The organism is Dactylosporangium sp. NPDC000244, assembly GCF_040300725.1.
Classification (GTDB): domain Bacteria; phylum Actinomycetota; class Actinomycetes; order Mycobacteriales; family Micromonosporaceae; genus Dactylosporangium.
Window position 1 is genome coordinate 164883 of sequence record NZ_JBEPEH010000005.1, and the last position, 19925, is coordinate 184807.

Here is a 19925-nt window from a genome sequence, read left to right on the forward strand (position 1 = left end):
GCGAGCCTGCTACTGACGTTGCTGTCGACGGTGCGGCTGCCTCAGACGGCAAGGCGATAGCCGCGTTTGATCACCGTCTGCACCAGGTCGAGGCCGGGTAGTGCGCGGCGTAGGCGGGACACCGCCATCTCGATCGCGTGGTCGTCGACCTCGGCCAGGCCGGGCACGAGCCGGCGCAGCTCCGCCGGGGAGAGCACCTGGCCCGGCTCCCTGGCCAGGGCGCGCAGCACGTCGATCGGGCCCTGCTGGATGGGGTACAGCCGGCCGTCGAACAGCGCCGCGAAGCCGCGCACCTCCAGGGCGTGGCCGTCGACGGTGGCGTTGACGGTCCGCTCGAGCACCGAGCGGCCCAGCAGCGCGGCGGTCTCCTCGTCGAAGGGCATCGGCGCGATGCTCGCCGTGACGCCGTACCGGCTCAGCACTGCCGCGGCGAGCGGACCGCGGCAGACCGCCGGGACGTGCGGGCCGAGCTGGGCCAGCACCGCCGGCAGCCGTCTGTGTTCGGCGGCGAAGCGCAGCACGTGACCGGCCGCGTCCGGGTCGAGCCAGGCGACCGCGTCGAGCTGGCGGCGGCTCATCAGCTCCACGATCCGCCGCACCCCGACCACGTCGTTCGGCGGGCTGGTGACGTACGTGGGCACCTCGACCACGTCGGCGCCGTGGATGCGCAGCGCCTGGCCGGCCTCGGCCCGGCCCGGCTCGTCGAGCTGCACGGCGATGCGCCGGCCGGCGGGTTGGTGCGTCAGCAGGTACCGCAGCAGGTCGTCGACGCCGCCGGCCGCCGTCGACTGGATGTCGCGCAGGCCGCTTGCCCGCAGGGCGTCGGCGGTGCGGGCGTCGGCGGCCAGCAGCCGGGCCGAGCGGAACAGGGCCAGGAGCCGATCCGGATCGGGCGCGGCGTGCAGCCAGGCCCGCACGCCCCCGGCGGTCGCGGCGACGACGTCGTCCAGCGGTCCGCCGAGCGCGGCCTCGTCCAACGGCCCGCCGATCGTGGCCGTGGCCCGGCGGACGGCGTCCGGGTCCGGTTGCGGCACCGCGCGGACCCCCTGCACCGAAACGACTCGCGCGCCGTGCCGCTCCAGCAAGTCGGCGAGGGGGTGCCGGCGGCGATGGCTGACGACGCCGACGGTGAAGCCGGCGAGGAGCGCCCGCCGATCTCCCACCGTCGGATCGTCTCCGGCCGTGCCGGGCCGGGGCGGGTGGTGGCCGCAACAGGCCAGCCGGCGCTGCCACGCCGCGGACCGGGCGACACTTCTGGCCGGGCGCACCGTCGCCGTGATCTCGGGAGGCGCTGTGGACACACGTTCTTCCTTCGACATTTCGGAGGAACACGCGCGGCTGGCGGAGGACGTCCGGACCGTGCAGCGGCGGATGGCCGAGGTGCGGGCCACCGCCGAGTCCGAAGACGGGATGGTCAGCGCGACGGTCGGCGCCGGCCGGGAACTGCTCGAGCTGTGGCTGGACCCGCGCATCTACCGCGCGCCCGACTCGGCCGGGCTGGCCAAGGCGATCACCGACACCATCCACCGGGCCGTCGGGCTCGCGCACGAGGAGGCGTTCCTCATCGTGCGCGAGCTGCTGCCCGCCGAGGCCGGCCCCGAGTCCACCGACCTGCAGTTCGACCCCCTGCTGTACGAGCTCGACCGGGCGGCCGCGGGCGGTGAGCGGCGGTGAACGGGGTCGACCGCAACGGTGACGGCCTCATCGACATGGACCTCGACGTGACCACGGCCATGCACGATCTGCTGGCCGCGGCGGGCGAAGACCTCGCGGGCGCGTTGCGTGGGGTGAGCGGCACGCTCGGCGGCCCCGGGATCGGAGGTCGCGGCCCGCTGGGCGCGGCCTTCGGCGACACGGTTGTGAAGGCGGCCGGTGAGCTCGAGGCCGCCGCGAGGCAGGTTCCCCCGCTCTATTCCGGCTATGCGGACGGCCTCCGCGACGCGGTGCAGATCTACCGGGACGGGGACGCCGCCGCCGCGGGTCGGCTGACCCCCGGCGCATGACCGACCCGACCGAACCGGCGTGCCGCCTGTGGGACCGGATACGCGCACGCCGGGGCGGCCAGATGGACGTCCTCTGGCCGTCGCCCGATCTGGCCGCCCTCCGGGCCGCGGGCAACGCGTGGACCACCCTCGCCGGCGCCGCCCGCCAGTCGTCCGGCCACGGCGAGGCCGCCGCGAACGGGCTGCTCGAGGGCTGGCCCGACGGCGCCGGCCGGGCCATGCACCACAACCTCAACGTGCTCAACGACTGGATCAAGCCGCTCGCCCCGGCCATGGACGGGATCGCGGCGGCGTACCAGGAGTACGCGACGTTCGTCGTACGGATCCAGGAGCACATCCACAACTTCGTCCTGGAGCAGAACCACACGTTCGAACGGATCAGGCTGCTCGCCCAGCCCTGGGTGAAGGGCTGGCTGCTGGACCGGTTCGCCGACAGCGTCGCCGACAAGATCGCGAAGCTGGTGACGGACGCGGCGGACCAGATCCGCAACCCGGTCGAACCGACCGCCGAGCCGCCCGAGAAGCACGAGGGAATGATCGACGGCGGCCTGGACGCGCTCGGCCAGTTCGCCCTGTCGCTGGCCGGCCTGGCCGGCTACGGCGAGGGCGGTTTCAGCGTCTACAACGCCCTGATGGCCTGGGACGGGTTCGGGAAGCTCGCGCTCGCCCTGGGCGCGTACGGCCCGATGCCGACCGGTGTGATGTGGGACCAGTCGGGCGCCATCCCGACCTTCGACCGGGGCGAGCTGGGCCGGACGCTTGCCGACACGGGCAAGGCGATGGTCGCCTGGGACACGCCGGGCGCCGACATCGGGTACCACCTGGGCTTCGCCGGTGTCAGCATCGCCGCCGCCCTGGGCATCAAGGGCACCGGAACCGTCGCGCGGGTCGGCGGGGCCCTGGCCAAGGCCGGACGCATGACGGCGGCGGGGGAGGCGCTGGACGCGCTGGGGGCCGGGCTGCACAACGTGCCGACCGTGACGCAGGCTCTCTCGTCCGTGGCCAGGAAGGCGCTTCCCGAACGCTTCGGCGGTGCGGGCAGCATCCGGCCCGACCGCCCCGTCGGCGTCGACCCGGACCGCACCATCGCCGACGCCTCACGGCGGGGCGGCTCCGTGGACCCGCCGATCGGCGACCCGGTGCGCCCCCAGCGGCCCGACGCCTCGCCGCCAGGCACTTCTCCGGCCAGGCCCGACACGGGTGGCAACGCGCCGGGCGGGCCCTTGGGTGGGCGCGAATCCGGGGGCGGTCCGTCCGGCGCCGGCACCGGCGCTCCGGGGTCTGCCGCCCATCCGGCCGCGTCCTCGCACCCCGAACGGACCGTCGTTCACCCGAGCCAGTCGGGGGAACCGCCGCCTCGAACGCCGGTGTCGCACTCCGATTCGCCGGTGCCGACCGGCTCTTCGGGCCCGGCGGCGACGCCGGTCACCCAGGCCGGCCATGTCGGGCACGGTGGCGGGCCGGCCTCCCCGGTTGCGGTGCGGTCGTCCGGCGGCCATACGGCTCAGCCGGTTGGGGAGTCCATCGTCGGCCATGGCGGCGGGCCGGCTTCGACGGTTGCGGTGCGGTCGTCCGGTGGGCATACGGCCCAGCCGGTCAGGGAGCCGATCGGTGGCGGCCTGGACGGGTTGCCGCCCAGGGCGGCGATGGACGGCGGCCCGTCGACGGGCAGCACGATCACGGAGGCGATGCCGGGCCACGACACGAGGTCTCCCGGGCCGTCCGGGGTGGCGGCGATCCATGCGCCGGCGGACGTTCGGCCGCACGCCGGGGGCGGACCGGCGGGGCGCGGGCCGGGCCCCGCGGTGACGCCCGGGGCCGAGCTGCGGCGACCAGCGGCCGGGCGGGCGGAGGGTGCATCGAGCGCGGAACGGCCGGACCTGTTGCCGGGGGCGCCAGCCGAGACCGGCCGGCCCGCCGGCTCGGCGCGGCCGGACGAGGCGCCCATCGGCGATCGGCCCGCTGGTTCGGCGCGGCCGGACGAGGTGCCCGTCCGTGATCGGGCCGCCGATTCGGCGTCGGGGCGGTCCCCGCGGGACGGGCGTGCGGCGGACGGCACGAGCGGCCACGTTGCCCGCGAACAACGGCGACCAGGTCCCGAGCGACATGACGCCGGTCCGGACGCAAGGCAGGACGCGGCGGCGAGCGGCGCGGAGCGGCCCGGTCGACGCCTCGAGGACGGTGACCGTGACGGTGCCGTGGGTGAGGACTCGTCCGCGGAGGCCAACGGCGCGCGGCCGGAGCCGGCGGCGGACCGCGCGGTGCGGGGCGACGAGCCGAGGTCCGCAGATGCGGCGGACCGGAAGGCCTGGCGGCCGCCCTTGTCGCATGGTCCGCGCGAGCCGAAGTTCGTCCGGGATGTGGAGAACACGAAGTGGCACCGTGAGCCCGACGGCTGGTATCGGCCCGAGGCCGAGACCGCGCTGAGGACGGCATCCGGCGACGGCCCGCCGGTTGCGGTGCCGGCGGAGGCGCGCGGGCTGGTCGACGGCCGGGGCCGGCTGCGGTTGGTGGTCTTCGAGGACGGGCGCGCCTTCGACCGTGGGCTGCCCAAGAACGGCGAGCTGTCCGCGGAGTGGTTGGCGCACGGCGAGGCCGGCCGGCCGATCGCGCGGCCCGTCGAGGAACCCGTGCGCCTGCGCCTCGCCGACGGCACCGAGATCGTCGTGGGGGAGAAGCACGCCGACGCGATCCGTGCGGGCACGGCCGGCGGCGCGGGTGACGGGCCCGTGGTGGTCTATCGCGACTTCAGTGATCCGAAGAACCCGCGGGCGTACGTGCCGGATGACAACGGCCGGTGGGTCGAATCCGGGGCCCGGCCCGGCGAGGTCGACGCGTGGCTGAGCGGCCGGCACCGCCTGTACGACGGGGCGCGGCTGGGATACCGGATCGACGCGCGGTTGCCGTGGCTGAACCGCCTGGGCGATGCAACGCTGGGCAAGCTGGTGCGGCGGGGCAGTCCGGACGACGCCATGGCGGCCGCGTACGCGTTGATCGCCCGGGCCGAGGACCGGTATCTGCGGTGGACACAGCTGGACGCGGTCGAGGCGCTCCGGGACGGCCACGTCGTCAACATGGCCGCCGGCGAGGGCAAGTCGCTGGTCTACCGGCTGTACGCCACGATCAAGGCGGCGGACGGGGCGGAGGCCGTCCACGTCCTCACCACTCGCAAGACCCTGGCGACCCGGGAGTTCCACGCGTATCTGGATCTGCTGTCCGGTCTCGGCTTCGACGTACACCGGATGAATCCCGAGGGCAACGTCCCGGCGCCCCGCGGCGGCCACCCGACGGTCTACGTCGGCGAGGTGGACGATGCGGCGTTCGCCGACCTGCGAGACAAGACGATCCCCGGGGACGTGGCGATCCTCGACGAGATCGACGACGTGCTGGTGCACGGCAACAACGAGTTCGTCATCAGTGATGGCGCCTTGGGACTGGCCACCCCGGAGGTCTGGGCGCTCGTGCACTGGGCCCACGACCTCGTCGAGGGCGTGGGCGGCCGGGCACCGTGGCTGACCGAGCGTGACTTCGGGCGCGGACTGCGGGCCGGCGAGTGGCCACCGAACCGCCTGCGGCTGACGGACGCGGGCCGGGACAGGTTGGAACAGGCCCTGAACCGGGACCTCACGCCGGACGACGTGCGCCGGCTGGAGAATGCGGCCCGGGCCAAGTGGGACTACAAGCTGGGCCGGGACTACACCCTGAGCCCCGGCGACGACCCGCACATCGTGATCATCAAAGAGGGCTCACACGAGCCGATGACCGACCTTTCGACGACGGTCGAGCAGAACGGGGCCCGGGAGAGCCGCTGGAACGAGGGCTTGGCCCAGGCGATCGAGGCCAAGCACGGCCTCGACATCCGTGGCGACACGGAGTCGCCCAGACGCATCACGGCCGGGGAGCTCTTCGAGAAGAACTACAAGACGGTGGTCGGCGCGTCCGGCACCGCCCGCGGTCACGGCGAGGTGTTCGCCGCCCGGGGACTCTCGGCGGACATCCGGGAGGTCCCCCGCTACTACGAGCCGCGGTTGGACATCCGCAGCGAGGTGGTGCCGGGCGGCGAGGGCGCCAAGCTCGACCGGGTGGCCGCGATGGTCGAAGAACTGCTCAACGGGCCCCGTGGCGTACTCGTGCAGTGCGTCGAGAACTATCAGGTCCGCGCGCTCGTGGAGCGGCTGGAGCAGCGCGGGGTCAAGGCCGACTTCATCGACGCCGACTGGCAGCTGGCCGAGCACGCGAAGGGCCGGAACTGGGAGACCGAGTTCGCCGAGCGCATCAAGCGGGCCGGCGATCCGGGCAACGTGCTCGTGTCCAACATGATGACCGGCCGGGGCGTCGACCCCGCGCAGGGCGCGCACGGCCTGGAGGTGGTGATCACCGGCCATTCCCACGTGTCCGCCGACATCGACGTCCAGGCGGCGAACCGCGCCGGACGCAACGGTGCGGCGGGCCGCGTCACGTTCGTCGTCTCGTCGACCGACGCGGTGTTCACCAGGTCGTACCACCCCGAGGCCCCGGTGACCGTCATGGAGTTCGACCGGGCGGTCGCGGACCAGCGCGCGGCGGCCGAGCGCTACGAGGCCGAGCCGTCCGCGGGTCGCCTTGCCGAGCTCGACACCGCCAACGGACGCCTCGACGCGGCCGGTCAGCGGCTCCTCGCTCTCGTGCCCGAGCTGCAGCACGCCGCCGCGGCCCTCAACCAGCACCGAATCCTGGGCCTGGCCGGCGCGGCAATCCCCGTCGGTACCGACACTCCGGCCGTGTCGCAGGACCATCCGCCGCGCCCGCCGGCCACGTTCACCGGCCGCCCCACCGCGTCCGCGGCGAACGGCGAAACTCTCGCTGGCAACCCGGACGTCACCGGCGACCCCGGCAACTCCGCCGGCCAAACGGGCGTCACCGGCGGTTCCGGCAACTCGGGCGTCACCGGCGACCCCGGCGGTCTCGGCCCGGCCCAGGCGCGGACCTCCGAGCACCGGACGCCTCACGCCCTACCCGAGCCGGCCATCGACACCGCACCCGCGAGGCCGGCGCTGGTCGCCACCGCCCATCCACCGGGCACCGCACAGCCGGCACCGCGGGCGGAAGCAGCGCCCGACCCGGTTGCCACGCGAACAGGGGACGGAACGCCGGTCACCGCGACCGTGGTGCCCGGCACGCGCGCCGCCGCGGCCATGTTCGCCGACCCGAACACCACCGCGCTGGCCGGGTCGGTTCAACTGCGGCTGCAGCGGCTGGGCGAGGCGGGCTATCGCGATTCGGTCGTGCGCGGGGTGCGGGTGGCCGAGCAGGTCAGTCTGGGCGGCGACGTGCTCGAGCAGTTCCGGCCGGACGGCGGCCCGCCGGTGGCGCTGCGGGGTGTCGTGGCGGGCGCGGTCGAGGTGGACTGGTGGAGCGGCCGGCCGCCGCTGCTGGTGCGCGTGGCCGTCGGCTCGGTCGGTGCGGGGCTGCGGGCGCGCACGCTGTTCCCGGCCGAGACGACGCCGGGTGGCCCCGGTGTGACGGTCGTGCTCTCCGATCGGCATGCGGACAGCGATGACCTGATCGGCACGCTCGTGCACGAGCTGTGGGAGGCCCCCGGACGGCTGGGTCGTAGCCGGTGGTGGCTCGGCGGCGGCCGGCCGCGGCCGGCTGTGCTGACCCGGTCCGGCTCGGCGCCGGGTCGCGGGGCGCGGCTGTCCGACCACGATCGAGGGGGCGTCGGCGACGTGCAGGCCTTGGTCGCCCGGGTCGTGGCCGCGGACGATGCGGCGGAGCGCTCGGGGCTGGTCCGGGATCTGGCCGCGCACCTGGACCATCTCGGGCTGGGAACCATCTCGCCGCATCAGGCCGCGCTGTGGCGGATCGTCGATGCCGAGGTGCGGGCCGATCGGCTGCCGCCGGCCCAGCGCCGCCTCTACCTGAGCCTGCGCGAGCCCGGCTGGCAGCTGCGAGTGCCCGAGCCGCCCCCGGGCCCGGGCACGCCGCCCGCTCGCGGGACGTCGGCCGCGCCGGTGCCGGGTCCGGGCACGCCTTCCGCTCGCGGGACGTCGGCCGCGCCGGACCCCGCTGGCGCCGCCGGGCTGTTCTGGCAACGGGTGCAGCAGCTGAGCGGCGCCGGTTTCAGTGATTCGGTCATCCGCGAGCTGACGCCGATCGCTCATGCCGATCCAGGCCGTCCCGGTTCAGCCGATGTGGTGGAGGCGTTTCGGCCCGACGGCGGGCCGCCGGTGGTGGTGCGGGGCGTCGTCGCCGGCGTGGTCGAGGTGCACTGGTGGGACGGTCGGCCGTCGACGCTGGTGCGGGTGGCGGCGGGCTCGATCGGTGACGGTCTGCAAGCGCGTTCGCTGATCCCGGTCGAGCCGCCCGGCGACCGTGCCCCGGCGGTGACGGTGGTGCTCTCCGATCGGGCCGCCGACCCCGAAGCGCTGGCCGGCGCGTTCGTGCGCGAGCTGTGGGCAGTAGGCGAAAGGCGGGGTGTGCCGGCGCCGAATCTGCTCACGGCCGGCCCGCCGCTGTGGGCGAGCGGGTTGCCGAACCGGCTGAGCGGGCACGACGTCGCCGGCGTCAACGGGCTGATCGTGCGGGTGCTGCGGCTGGTCGCGGCCGGCGATGCGCGGGAGCGGGTTCGGGCCGCCGACGGCATCGAGGCGCTGCGCCAGGAGCTCGGGCTCGATCCCGAGGCGGACCCGGGGCATGCCGCGGCGCGCTGGGGCCTGGTTGACGCCGTCGTGCGGGGCAAGGCCCTGCCGGAGCCGGTCCGCCGGCACCTGGCGGCGCTGCGCCACCCGGGCTGGCGCGACCGGCTGGCGTTGCTGGACGCCGCGAGCGAGCTGCAGGCCGAGCCGGCGGACCGGTCGATCCGGCGGGTCGAGGTCACCGCCGACGGCGGGATCGAGGTCTCGACGCGGCGGGCACCGGGCGGGACGGTACGGCTGCGGGTCGAAGGGGCGGCCCTGCCGGTGGGCACGTTGTACCGGATGGAGCGGACGGACGGCGAGGCGCTCGTGCGGGTGCCGGAGGAGCTGCTGGCCGACCCGGCGCTCGCGCCCGGCGCGGTGACGTCGGCCGTCTCCGGCGCGGTGGCCGAGTCGCTCGCGGCGAACCGGCGGGCGTGGCTGCGGCGGGCCGGCGGCGGGGTGGCCGAGCTGGATGCGGACGTCACGGTGACGGGGGACAAGCCCCGGCTGGGACCGCACGCGGTGGGGCAGTGGCGGGCGGTGGCCGCGGCGGCGCGGCGGGTGGTCGCGCTGGCGGAGGAGGCGAGGCGTGCGCCGGGCCCGGCGGCAGCGGAGCGGCTGCGGGCCGTGAGTGGCGCGGAGGCGGCGCGGCTGCGGGCGGCGCTGGGCGCGCTGGGGCTGCTGGAGGGGCAGGCCGGGTTCGTCGACCGCCGGCGCGCCGTGGAGGCGACCGAGCACGGCCGGCTGCCGGCGGACGCGAGGGTCGCCGGGCTGGTGAGCCCGTCGACCCGGGCGGTGGCCGACCCGGCCGCGGTCATGCGGTCGCTGGCGTCGCTGGTGCCGCCGACCGCGGCGGACTTCGGCGCCCGCGGCGCACAGGTGGCGGCCGAGGAGTCGAAGATCAAGATCATTCTCGACGACGAGTGGTACTCCGTCTTCGAGCTCGACGTCGTGGTGGATTTGCCGGTGGAGGGGCCGCGGTTCGCCGAGCTGGGGTACGACGGCGGATGGCGGCTGCGGCTGCGGCCGGACGCCACCCGGGCGGCGCTGGGGCTGGACGTGTCCGGGGCGCTGGCCGAGTTCGTGCAGCGGATGTCGGGCGCGGACGAGGCGGCGGTGCGTGTGGAGTCCGCCGTGGCGAGGCTGCGGTTCCTGCACGGCTGGCATCGGGTGGCCGGGGAGCTGGTGCGGCCGGTCATCGCGGCCGAGATCGAGCGTACGGTCGAGGACCTGGGCGGCGCCGACCCGGGAGAACGGACCGAGCGGCACGCCGAGGTCCGCCAGGCCGGGCAGCAGCTGGCCGATCGGGTGGCCGGGCGCCGCCGCACGACGGGCCGGGCCGAGGCGCACGTGGCGGCGCGCCAGGCCGGCACCGGGCTGCCGGCCCCGTGGATGTACTACCCCGGCCGGGCCCTGGGCTCGGTGGTCAGCAGCATCACGAACATCGTCAACGGGCTGCTGGCCGGGCGGGCGCCGATGCTGCTGTACGGGCAGACCGGCTCGAACGTGGCCAACAACCTGCTGCAGGCCCAGCAGGACGGCGCGCTGCGACAGGCGTTGTACGTGAGCGAGCAGTCCCGCGCGGCGCGCCAGGCGGAGGCCGCGCCGCAGCCGGTTGTGGCCGACCGGCACGACGAGGCGCCGGTTGTGCCACCGCCCCCGCGGGCGCCGTTCTACCGCAAGCGGGCCGTGCCGACCGGGGTGGCGTCGGCCGGGCTCGGCGCGTTCGTGTGGTTGTTCGGCGGCAAGGGGCCGGCCGGCCTGGTCGGCGCGGTGGCCCCGCTCGCGCAGGGCATCGCCTACGGCGAGTCCGACTATCAGGCCGAACGCCCGGAGCAGCAGGCGCGGGCCGACCGCAAACACGCGTTGAGCAAGCTCCCGGACGGCCGGCGCAACGCCGCACTGAGCGACGTCTACTACTACACGGCCGAGCTGCAGGAGCGGGTTTCGGGGCTGGCGGCGGCCGGCACGCTCGACGAGGCCATCCCCGCGGCCGAGCGGGCCGCCCTGGTCGGCGAGATCCAGCGGGTCCGGGCCGAACTGGAGGCGGTGCGGGACGCCGTGGAACCGCTGGAGCGGCACGCCCGCGGCGCGGTCCGGCAACGCCGGCAGGTGCGCCGGCTGGTGCTGGAGGCCCTCGTGCTGGGGCCGGCCCGGCTGGGCGCGGCGATCGTCATGGCGCCGGTCCGCCTCGCCCGCGGGCGCCCGGCCGCGCCGCCGGAGGGTGAGCTGCCCCCGGGGCGGGCCCCGGACGGGCAGTACCGGGTCCGGATGGTGGTGCCGTCGGTGGTCAACGCCCTCGGGCTGACCGCCGTGACGATGCTGCTGGATCCGGGGTCGTTCAGCTTCGTGACGCTCACCGGCCTGGCCGGCATCGCCGCCAGCGCCGGCCTCGGGCAGGGCTGGGCGGCGCAGCGCGGCGACGAGGTCGCGGACGAGCTGGCGCTGGCCCTGATCCGCGCGGCCGGCCAGGCGCGCGACGGCCTGACCCACCTCGAGCAGACGCTGGAGCTGCTCGGCGATCCCACCGCCGATCCGGCCGGCCAGCCGGGCTCGGACCGGGTCCCGCTCGACGCGCACGGCGTGTCCGTCGCGCTGCTCAAGCACGGTCCGGCGCTGTCCATGCGGATCGCGGCCGTCGGCGTCGCCGGGCCGTACATGCTCCCCGGTCAGCTGGGCCTTTTGCTCCTCACTGGGGCCAGTCAGGCCGCGAACCAGGCCTCGTACGGCATCGGCGAGGCGATCTTCCGCAAGCTCGGCGCCGACGTCACCCGCCGCCACCGCGACCTGATCCAGCGCGACCGCGCCCGGCAGCTGGCCCTGACGCCGGGGGAACTGACCGAGCTCATCCGGACCGCCACCGACCAGGCGGCCCGGGCCACCGGCCCGCAGTCGGCCGCGGACCTGGTGCGCGGCCCGCGTGCCGAGGCGGGACCGGCGCCGACGGCCGGGCAGCAACAACAGCGCCCCGCCGGCAGCGGCGTGGTCGGCAAGGCCACCGCGACCGGCCGGGACGGCGACGCCGAGGCGGTGTTCGCCTCGCTGACGCGCGCGTTCAGCGGCGGGCACCCGAGCGAGGTCGCGATCGACCACGATCACCTTTCGGTGCTCGTGCGGCCCGACGGCGCCGACTACGCGCTGCTGTTCACGCCCGGACAGGTACACGACGGCATCGGCGTGGCGGACGAACGCTCCGGCGACGTGCGCGTCGCGGACCGGCGCTTGGTGCGCGTGGTGGTGGCCGCCGACATCCCGCGCGGTGCCGAGCTGACGCCGGATCTGACCGAGCGCGACGTCCAGGTGCGCCGGCTGGTCGCCTTCGAGGTCGGCCGGGCGACGGTGGCCGAGCCGCGGGGCCGGGCCGGCGACGGGCTGGGGCCGGACGCGAGCGGGCGGGCGCCGGCGCTCAGCCCGGCCGATGCGGGCCGGCGGGCCGAGCTGGTGGAGCTGCTGGACCTGCTCGGCGACCCGGCGGTCGGCGGCACGGCGCGGCGGGAGCTGCAGCTGACGGCGGGCCTGATGGTCGACTACCTGTACTCCGGCGCGCCGGACGCCGCCGCGGTCGGGCATCGCACAAGGCTGCTCGACCTCGCCGATCCGCACCGCCGGGTTGTGGCGGCCCTGCGGCGGGACAACGCGCCCTGGCGCCAGGACGGCCGGCGCCGCGCCGCCGCGGCCCTGGACGACGCGGCCGGCCGCCTGGACGGCGGTTCGGGCGTGTCGATTCGCCGCCGGGACGCCGACACGTTCGTGCTCACGCGCCCCGGCGAGGCCGACGAGCCCGTCGACGTCGCCGCCCTGACCGAGTCGTTGTTCCGCGCCGGGTTCGGGGTGCGGGAGGTGCCGGCGCAGGCGCTGGCGGGGCTGCGCCGCAGCGTGTCCGACGGGGTGGTCCGGCAGCTGGTCGCGGGCGTGGTCCGGGACGGCCTCGCCCGGCTGGACGTCACGGTGCAGGGCGACCGCCTGCGGGTGCCGCACCCCTCCGGCGACCGGTACATCGCGCTCTCCGACGTCCTCGCCCGCGCCGGGAAGCTGGCGGCCTCCCGCGAGCTGCCGGTCCTGACCGCGACTGTGGCGTACCAGCTGGGCCTGCAGGTGGGCGGGGCGCAGGCCGCGCTGCAGGCGTTGGCGGACCTGCGCGAGGCCAGGACGGGGCCGGTGGAGGCGGCCGCGGCCAGGCTGCTCCTGGCCGTCCGGCGCCAGCTCGAGTTCGACGGGGGGACGGTACCGGCGCCGTCTGTCGCCGCGGCGGAGGTGCTGAAGGGACGCGGGCCGGTGCCGGGCCAGCTGGTCGACGAGGCGCTGGCGCTGGTCGGCGCGGTGCGCGCGGACGTGGCGGCGGAGGTGATCGAGGACATAGTCACCGTCCTGGCCGAGATGGTGCAGGTCGCCGGGGCGGCGGTCGACGTCGGGGAGCTGCGGGCGTACGCGGCCGCCGTGGTCGGGGCGGAAGGGCTCGGCGGGCGCTCCGGCGTGGACGGCGCACTGGCGTCGCTGGGGCTGCTGGTCGAGGCGCGACCGGCGAGCCGGCCGGCGGCGGAGACCGTCGCCCGCCAGTTGCTGCAGGACAACCCGCGCGACGCCGCCGGGCTGGCCGGATCGACGCCGGCGGCGGCCGCGTTGATCGGGGCGGCGCGCGTGGCGATGGCGCGCGACGAGCACGAGATGCTGCGCAACGGCACCTACCGCGAGGCACGGGAGGCGCTGGCCCTCGACGATCCGGCGGCGGTACAACGCCATCTCGCCGGCCTCGCCGCACAGCTGAGCGCCGCGATACCCGCGCTGCGGGCGCGAAGCGTGCTCAAGGCGGGCGAGGCCGACGCGGCGCGGCGACAGGCCGAGGATGCCGCGAACGAGGCGGCGGACGCGGGCCGCAAGCACGACCGGCGCCGGGAGGCACGGAGGGCGTCGGCGGGCCGGGCCGAGGCGCAGCACCGGGAACGCCGGGAACGGTATGCGTGGATCGCGGATCGGTACGCCGCCGCGGAAACCGCCGCCCGTGCGGCCGCCGATGCGGTCGCGGCGGCGGCGCGCGAGCTCGCCGGGACGGCGGACCGGGCACGCCTACACGAGGTGGCGCGGCGGCTCGAGGCGTTCGAGGACGCGCTGCGGAAGGTACAGCCGGTGGCGGCGGCGATCTCGATGAGCCACGCCATGGACGAGCTGCCGTGGGAGGCCATCGCCGCGGAGCTGAACGCGATGCTCGACGACGCCGGGGCGCAGGTGCGGGTCGAGCCGGGGGCGCTCGCGGAACGGTTCGGCGCCGGGTGGCGGTGGGCGGTCGGCCCCGAGGGGATGGTGCTCGACCTGGACGGCGGCTCGCTCGCGGGCCAGGGGGACGCGGAGCTGCGGCTGCGGCTGCACCTGGAGGACCCGGTCGAGATCCTGAACCCCCGGCTGGTGCACCGCGAGACGACGCACGGGCAGATCCCGGTGTTCGCGCCGCTGGGCACGCAGCTGAGCGAGACGCGCGGCGTCCAGCGGGGGCTGAACGTCAACCCCGCCGTGGCGAAGTGGGTGGCGGCCGCCGGGACCACACTGGCGGCCTGGGCGGCGCCGCTGCTCGGCCACGACCCCGGCCAGTGGTCCACGTGGGCGCAGTACGTGTTCGATCACCTGAAGTGGGGCGTCGGCGGCACCGCGGCACGGTCGCGCTCGGTGGGGATGACCGGGGCGAAGCACGCCCCGCCCGGGCAGGTGTGGGACAACCGGGGCGACGGCACGCAGTACGAATACCGGTACCGCCTGGAGGCCGGCGTCGACGTGGGCGCCGGGCCGGCCTCGCCCCGCCCGGTGAGCTACGGCCGGATGCCGGTGATGGTCGATCACCCGTTCACCCGGCCCGCCGACCCGGCCTCGGCACCGCGGCCGGCTCCGCCCACGATCCACGGCCTGCCCGACGAGCACACGGTGCTCGGCCTGACGGGCCTGGTCGAGCTGTACGAGAGGCTGCTGGCCCGGCTCGGCCCGCTGACGCCATTGGGCAGCGTGGCGCGAGGCGAGCTCATGACGCACGTGTTCGAGGTCGCGCCGGCCCGGCTGGCCACGGCGGTCAACCACGCCGAGACCGGCGGCCTGCTCGGTCACCTGACCACGGACGGCCGGAGCCGGGTCGCGATCACGCTCGAAGCGGAGCTCGGGGATCCCGCGGACGCCGAGATGATCGGTCCGCCGGCCGACAACATCCGCCTGGAGATGCTGGGCGTCTCGTTCGCCGACGAAAACGTGTCCCGGCAGCGCGGACTGCCCCGCGAGGCCGGCGGCACGTTCGGGTGGGACTTCAACGGCACCGCCGATCCGGGTCGGCCGGACGTCACGGCGACGGCGGGGGTCGCGAGGGGCTCGGAGGCGCACCTGGCCGGCCACGGGCAGCGGACCGCGATCGGCGTGTACGTCCACAAGGACAAGGGCCATCCGACGGCCTATCGGCGCACCCTGCGGTGGCGGGCCCGGATCGAGGTCGACGGCGCGGCGCGGCCCGACGTCACGGCGCCGGGCGAGGCCGTGCTGGCCCACTCGGAGCGCATCGCCGCGGCGATGGGGCTCAAGCTCGACCCGAGGGCGATCCGCGGCGACGGGAGCCTGCGCGACGCCCTGGACCCCGCGCCGCCGGTCGGCCGGGACCCGGCCGCGTGGTGGCTGGGCGACGGGAGCACGGATCGGGTCCCCGGCGTCGGGGTGGGTCTCGTCGAGGACATGACCGGTGTCGAGGAGCAGGCATCCGGCGACGACCCCGGCGGCATTCGTGAGCAGGTGCTGACGTACCTGCAGCGCAAGGGCTTCCTGCCCGCCGACCGCCGCACCGCGCTGCGGTTTCTCGGCCATCTCAACGCCGCACGGCTCGCGACCGAGTACGACGACGCGACGCAGCGCGGGCTCTACGTGTGGGTGGAGAACGACAAGGGGTCGCGCGCGCTGCTGCGGATCAGCATCGAGGAGCACGGTTACCGGTACCGCGGACACGGCTTCGCGCGGGAGGTCGTCTACCTGGACATCGACTCGACCGCGTCGACGCAGAGCTGGGGCGGTTCGGGCTCGTTCGCGCCGACGCCGCTGTCGGCGACCACGACGGCGCACAAGGACGTGCCGGTGCTGCGCGACCTCGTGCCCACGGCCGCACCCCAGGCCGGCTACACCAGGCCCATGTCGGCGTGGATCGACACGAGCCAGTCGATGCGCAACCAGGAGGTGTGGCTGATCGAGTCGCGGGACGAGGGCGAGGGGCAGGGGGTCGCGGAGTACGACGCGGAAATCTCGATCACGGTCGAGCTGGTCGACAGCGCCGGCCGGCGGGTCGCCGACATCACGAGCGGCCCGGTGCCCGGCACCGCGCGGGTGCTCGTGCCGGCGGACCTGCTGGCCGACGCCCGGCCGCCGCGGTTGCAGACGACGCCGGCCGCGATGGCCGAGGTGTCGCGCGAGGCGCTGCGCGGGGCCCGGGTCGTGCACATGGACGGGACCGGGCTGGCCGAGGAGTGGCTGGAGCTGTACCAGCGAGCCTTGCCCGGCACGCTGCCCGGGATGCGACGCTCGCCGACGGACGCGGCCCTGGCGCTCATCACCGCGGCGGGCAGCCTGCGCAGCCAGCGGGCCACGGGAACGGCGCTGTTCATGTACGGCACCCACACCGACGTGGTGGACCCGGCCGACGCGGCCGGATTCGTGACGCTGCTCGCCGAGGGCGACCTGTTCGACATCAGGCACGTGGCCAGCGGCACGTTCACCGACGGCAACATCGGCCTGCCGATGATCGGCCACAGCCTCGCCACCGGGGTCAGCGTCGCCAACACGGTGTCCGGCTCGGGCAAGGACCTGCTGGACCCCGACCACGACTTCAGCAGCGGCCTCGGCGAGCTGCTGCACCGGCCGGGGGGCGCCGGGAGCGGCTACACGGACACCACCGGGGCGTCGTTCACCTGGGGGACGGGCGGCGAGCGCTCGGCGTCGGACACCGCGGGCGAGGAGGATCTGCTGATCAACCTGGGCCGCCAATACGTGTACGTGGCGACCTGGCGGCGCACGACGCGGCTGCTGCGGCACGGCGAGCCGGTCGTCGGCAACGAGCGGCCGGTCCCGCGCCGGGTGGTGCTCATCCGGGAGGAGCGCGACGCGCTGCAGTGGTGGGTGCGGGGCAAGCTGCCCGTCTCGCTGGACGAGGTCGCCGACGCGCTGGAACGCTACGCCGGCGGCGAGCTGCACCTGAACCGCCGGCTGGCCGTGCAGGTGATGCTGAAGTACCGCGCCGAGCTGGCCGCCACGGGCGCGCCGACGTGGCCGGAGCTGCCGGACGCCGCCTTCCGGACCACCGGCGAGCTGGCGGAGCGGCTGGCCGACCGGATCGGCCCGGAGTTCCCCGTGGCGGAGTTCCCGGACACGCCGGGCCGGTGGGTCGCGCGCGGCGAGTCGGCGCGGTACCTCGACGACCTGCTGCGGTGGTTCGCGGGCCGGCCGGTGCCACCCGCGCCGATGCGCGAGGAGCTGGCCGGGCCGCTGCGGGAGCTGCTGGAGTACCTGAACCTCGGCGGCGGCCAGAGCAAGTTCACCGACATCGACCTGCGCGGCGAGGACCTGTTCGAAGCCGTCCTGACCGGCGTCGAGACGGTGGCGCCCGGCGTCACGGGCCGCAACGCCGGCATGTGGCGCGAGGTCGCCGGCACGTTCGCCGCCCTGCGGGCCGACGACCTCATCGGCGAGATGATCTCGCCGCGCGGGCTGACGCTGCGCCTGGCCGACCTGGCGGGCCTGTTCGACCAGGTGGTCGAGGTCGACGTCCGGGCCGGGCTGGGCGTGGGGACACCCGTGCAGGATGTGGCCGACGCGCTGGCGATGATGCAGCGGTACGCCTGGCAGGGCAGCGGCCGGAAGGGCTCGTCCAGCCGGTCGGTCGGCGTCAGCTACACCGTCGGCACCAAGGACGCCGACGGCGCCGGCACCGGGGCGCCGGGCACGGCCGTCACCGGCGGCTTCGGCGTCGGCTCGTCCCGGGCCGGTGGCTACGGCGAGACGCTCACCCAGCTGCAGCGCATCTTCACCGCCGGCGGGGTCGAGATCTGGCGTCCGATCACGGTCACGGTCGAGGTGCGCCTGCTGCGGCTCGGCCCGCCCGGCCGCACGGCCCGCGCGGCCGGCGACCTCGTCCGCCGCGCGATCGGATCGACGGGCGAGACGACGTGGCGCACCCGGCTGGACGGCCAGGTGACCCAGTTCGTGCCCGGCGAGCTGCTCAAGGACGCCGACGGCCGGCCCCGGCCGGTGCCCGCGGCCGCCGGCGAGGCCCGCCTCGCCGATCCGCGGCCGGTGCGGCTGCCGCGGATCTTCAGCGTCGACGACACACGCCAGCACGTCGCCACCGCCGTCCTCGCCGCCCTCCGGGAGCTGCGATGGGCCGGCCGCCGGGCGGCCCTGGTCGAGCATCGCGTCAACCGGGCCTTCAGCTCCATCCGGTTCAACGCGCTGCTGCGGCGCATGGCCCAGGACGGCGGGCACACCATGCTGTGGCTGCCGCTGAACCTGCGCAAGCCCGGTCAGCACCTCGCGGTGGTGGTGCGCGTCGTGCCACGCCGCCCCCGGCCGGTCATCGACCGCGGCGAGCTCGAGGCCGGCTTCACCCGGCGCAGCCTGCACGCCACCAGCGCGAAGGCCGGCTGGAGCTGGTCGGCCGGGCCGACGTTCGCGGAGCGGGCCAAGGACCTGCTGTCGGGATCGTGGAGCGCCACGCGCAGCGGGGCGGCGAACTCCGACCACCGCCACGGCGACGAGGACCAGGACACCCTCAACGTGGGCGGCGAGGCCATCACCGCCGACCTGGACCTCGACATCACCGTCGAGATCGTCCGGTACGAGGCCACCGCGTCCCGGTGGACCCAGCGCCCCGGGCTGCTCCGCGCCTCGCGCACCGGGCCGTGGCGAGCGGTGCAGCGCGTCGAGATCTCCGGGGGCGCGGCCGAGGCCCGCCTGACCATGTTCGAGGCGGACTGGGCCGACATGCTCGACCAGCGCAACGAGCGACGCTGGGAGCTGCCGTCCGCGGACCCCACCGGCCCGGCCATCCGCACGCTGGACTACGCCGCGCTGGTCAACGACGCCATGTGGGCGCGGCCGGACGCGCCGGTCCACCGGGCCATCGCCGACGAGCTGCGCCGCCGAGTGGACGGCCCGTTGTCGCGCGTCCGGCTCCTGGTGAACGCGCCGCTCGAGCCCGGCCTGCCCGATCCGTTCATGCAGGCCCGGGCCGTCGCCGCCGAACTCGGGGCCACCGTCGAGCTCGACGTCACCGACGCCATCGGCACCGTGCGCCGCTTCCACGCCCGGCCCAGCGGCCGCCTCACCAGCCGCCGGGTCGACGGCGGCCTCGCCGCAGCCCTGGCCTCGCTCTACACCGGCGACCTCACGGACCCCGCCCACGCGGCCGGGCTCGACCTGATCGCCCTGTACCGCGACCACCAGCGGCACCCGCAGGCCCACGCCACCTTCGCGGACCGGGTCAGGGCCGAGCTGCCGGCCGACCCACCGCACGACCCGCCGGTGACCGCGACCGTGGTGCCCGGCACCCGCACGGCGGACGCGGTGCTGCCGCTGTGGGAGGCCGACGCGAGGCTGCGCCGGCGGCCGGGTGCCGCGCCGCGGCGGGACGTGCTGACGGCGGCCGGGGCGGCCCCGCGCCCGGGTGCGCGGCTGTCCCACCACGATCGGGGCGGCGTGGGCGACGTGCAGGAGCTGGTCGCCCAGATCGCGGGGGCGGAGCCGGCGGCGGCGATCCGGGATCTGACCGCGCATCTGCGGCACCTGGGGCTGGAGCCGGGCGCGCCCAATGCCGGGGTGCTGTGGCGGATGGTCGATGCCGAGGTGCGCGCCGATCGGCTGCCGCCGGAGCAGCGGCGGCTGTACCTGAGCCTGCGCGCCCACGGCTGGCAGCGTGCGGCCCTGGCAGGGGTCGCCGAGGCGGTGCTGGCCGGCCTGCTGGCGCTGTTCGCCGGTCCGAGCCTCGACCTCGATGCGTTGCGCGACCGGCTGGGCTCGCGTCTGGAGGACGGCGCCGACGTGTACCGGGTCCGGGCCGAGGCCGCCGTGGTGCTCGGCGCAGGTGCGGGCCGGGCGCGCGGCGACAGTGCCCTGGCGGCGCTGGGCCGCCTGTGGGAGCACGACCCGCGGCCGCCGGCCCGGGCGGCCGTGGAGGCGGTGACCGGCGAGCTGTTCGCCGCGCTACGGTCCCGCGACGCCGGCCCGGACTGGATCCGGGTGGCGCTCGCCGAGCGACGCTGAC

General features: G+C 76.0%; 4 protein-coding genes. 3 read left to right on the forward strand and 1 reads right to left on the reverse strand.

The features are described 5' to 3' along the window. Positions 1 to 41: 41 nt before the first annotated feature. On the reverse strand, positions 42 to 1301 hold the full coding sequence (locus tag ABT369_RS09160) for a uroporphyrinogen-III synthase (protein ID WP_350611195.1): 1260 nt from the start codon (positions 1299 to 1301) through the stop codon (positions 42 to 44). Between ABT369_RS09160 and ABT369_RS09165 the strand changes: the two genes are divergently transcribed. Genes ABT369_RS09165 through ABT369_RS09175 form a run of 3 tightly spaced genes read left to right on the forward strand, consistent with a single transcriptional unit; the run spans position 1294 to position 19924 of the window. After that, positions 1294 to 1674: a YbaB/EbfC family nucleoid-associated protein gene (locus ABT369_RS09165; protein ID WP_350611196.1), complete on the forward strand. Its 381-nt coding sequence runs from the start codon at positions 1294 to 1296 to the stop codon at positions 1672 to 1674. The genes ABT369_RS09160 and ABT369_RS09165 overlap by 8 nt on opposite strands. Further along, on the forward strand, positions 1671 to 2003 hold the full coding sequence (locus ABT369_RS09170) for a hypothetical protein (RefSeq protein ID WP_350611197.1): 333 nt from the start codon (positions 1671 to 1673) through the stop codon (positions 2001 to 2003). Before ABT369_RS09165 ends, ABT369_RS09170 begins: the two co-directional genes overlap by 4 nt. Then, complete coding sequence (locus ABT369_RS09175; RefSeq protein WP_350611198.1) at positions 2000 to 19924, forward strand: WXG100-like domain-containing protein; 17925 nt, start codon at positions 2000 to 2002, stop codon at positions 19922 to 19924. Before ABT369_RS09170 ends, ABT369_RS09175 begins: the two co-directional genes overlap by 4 nt. Position 19925 lies beyond the last annotated feature (1 nt).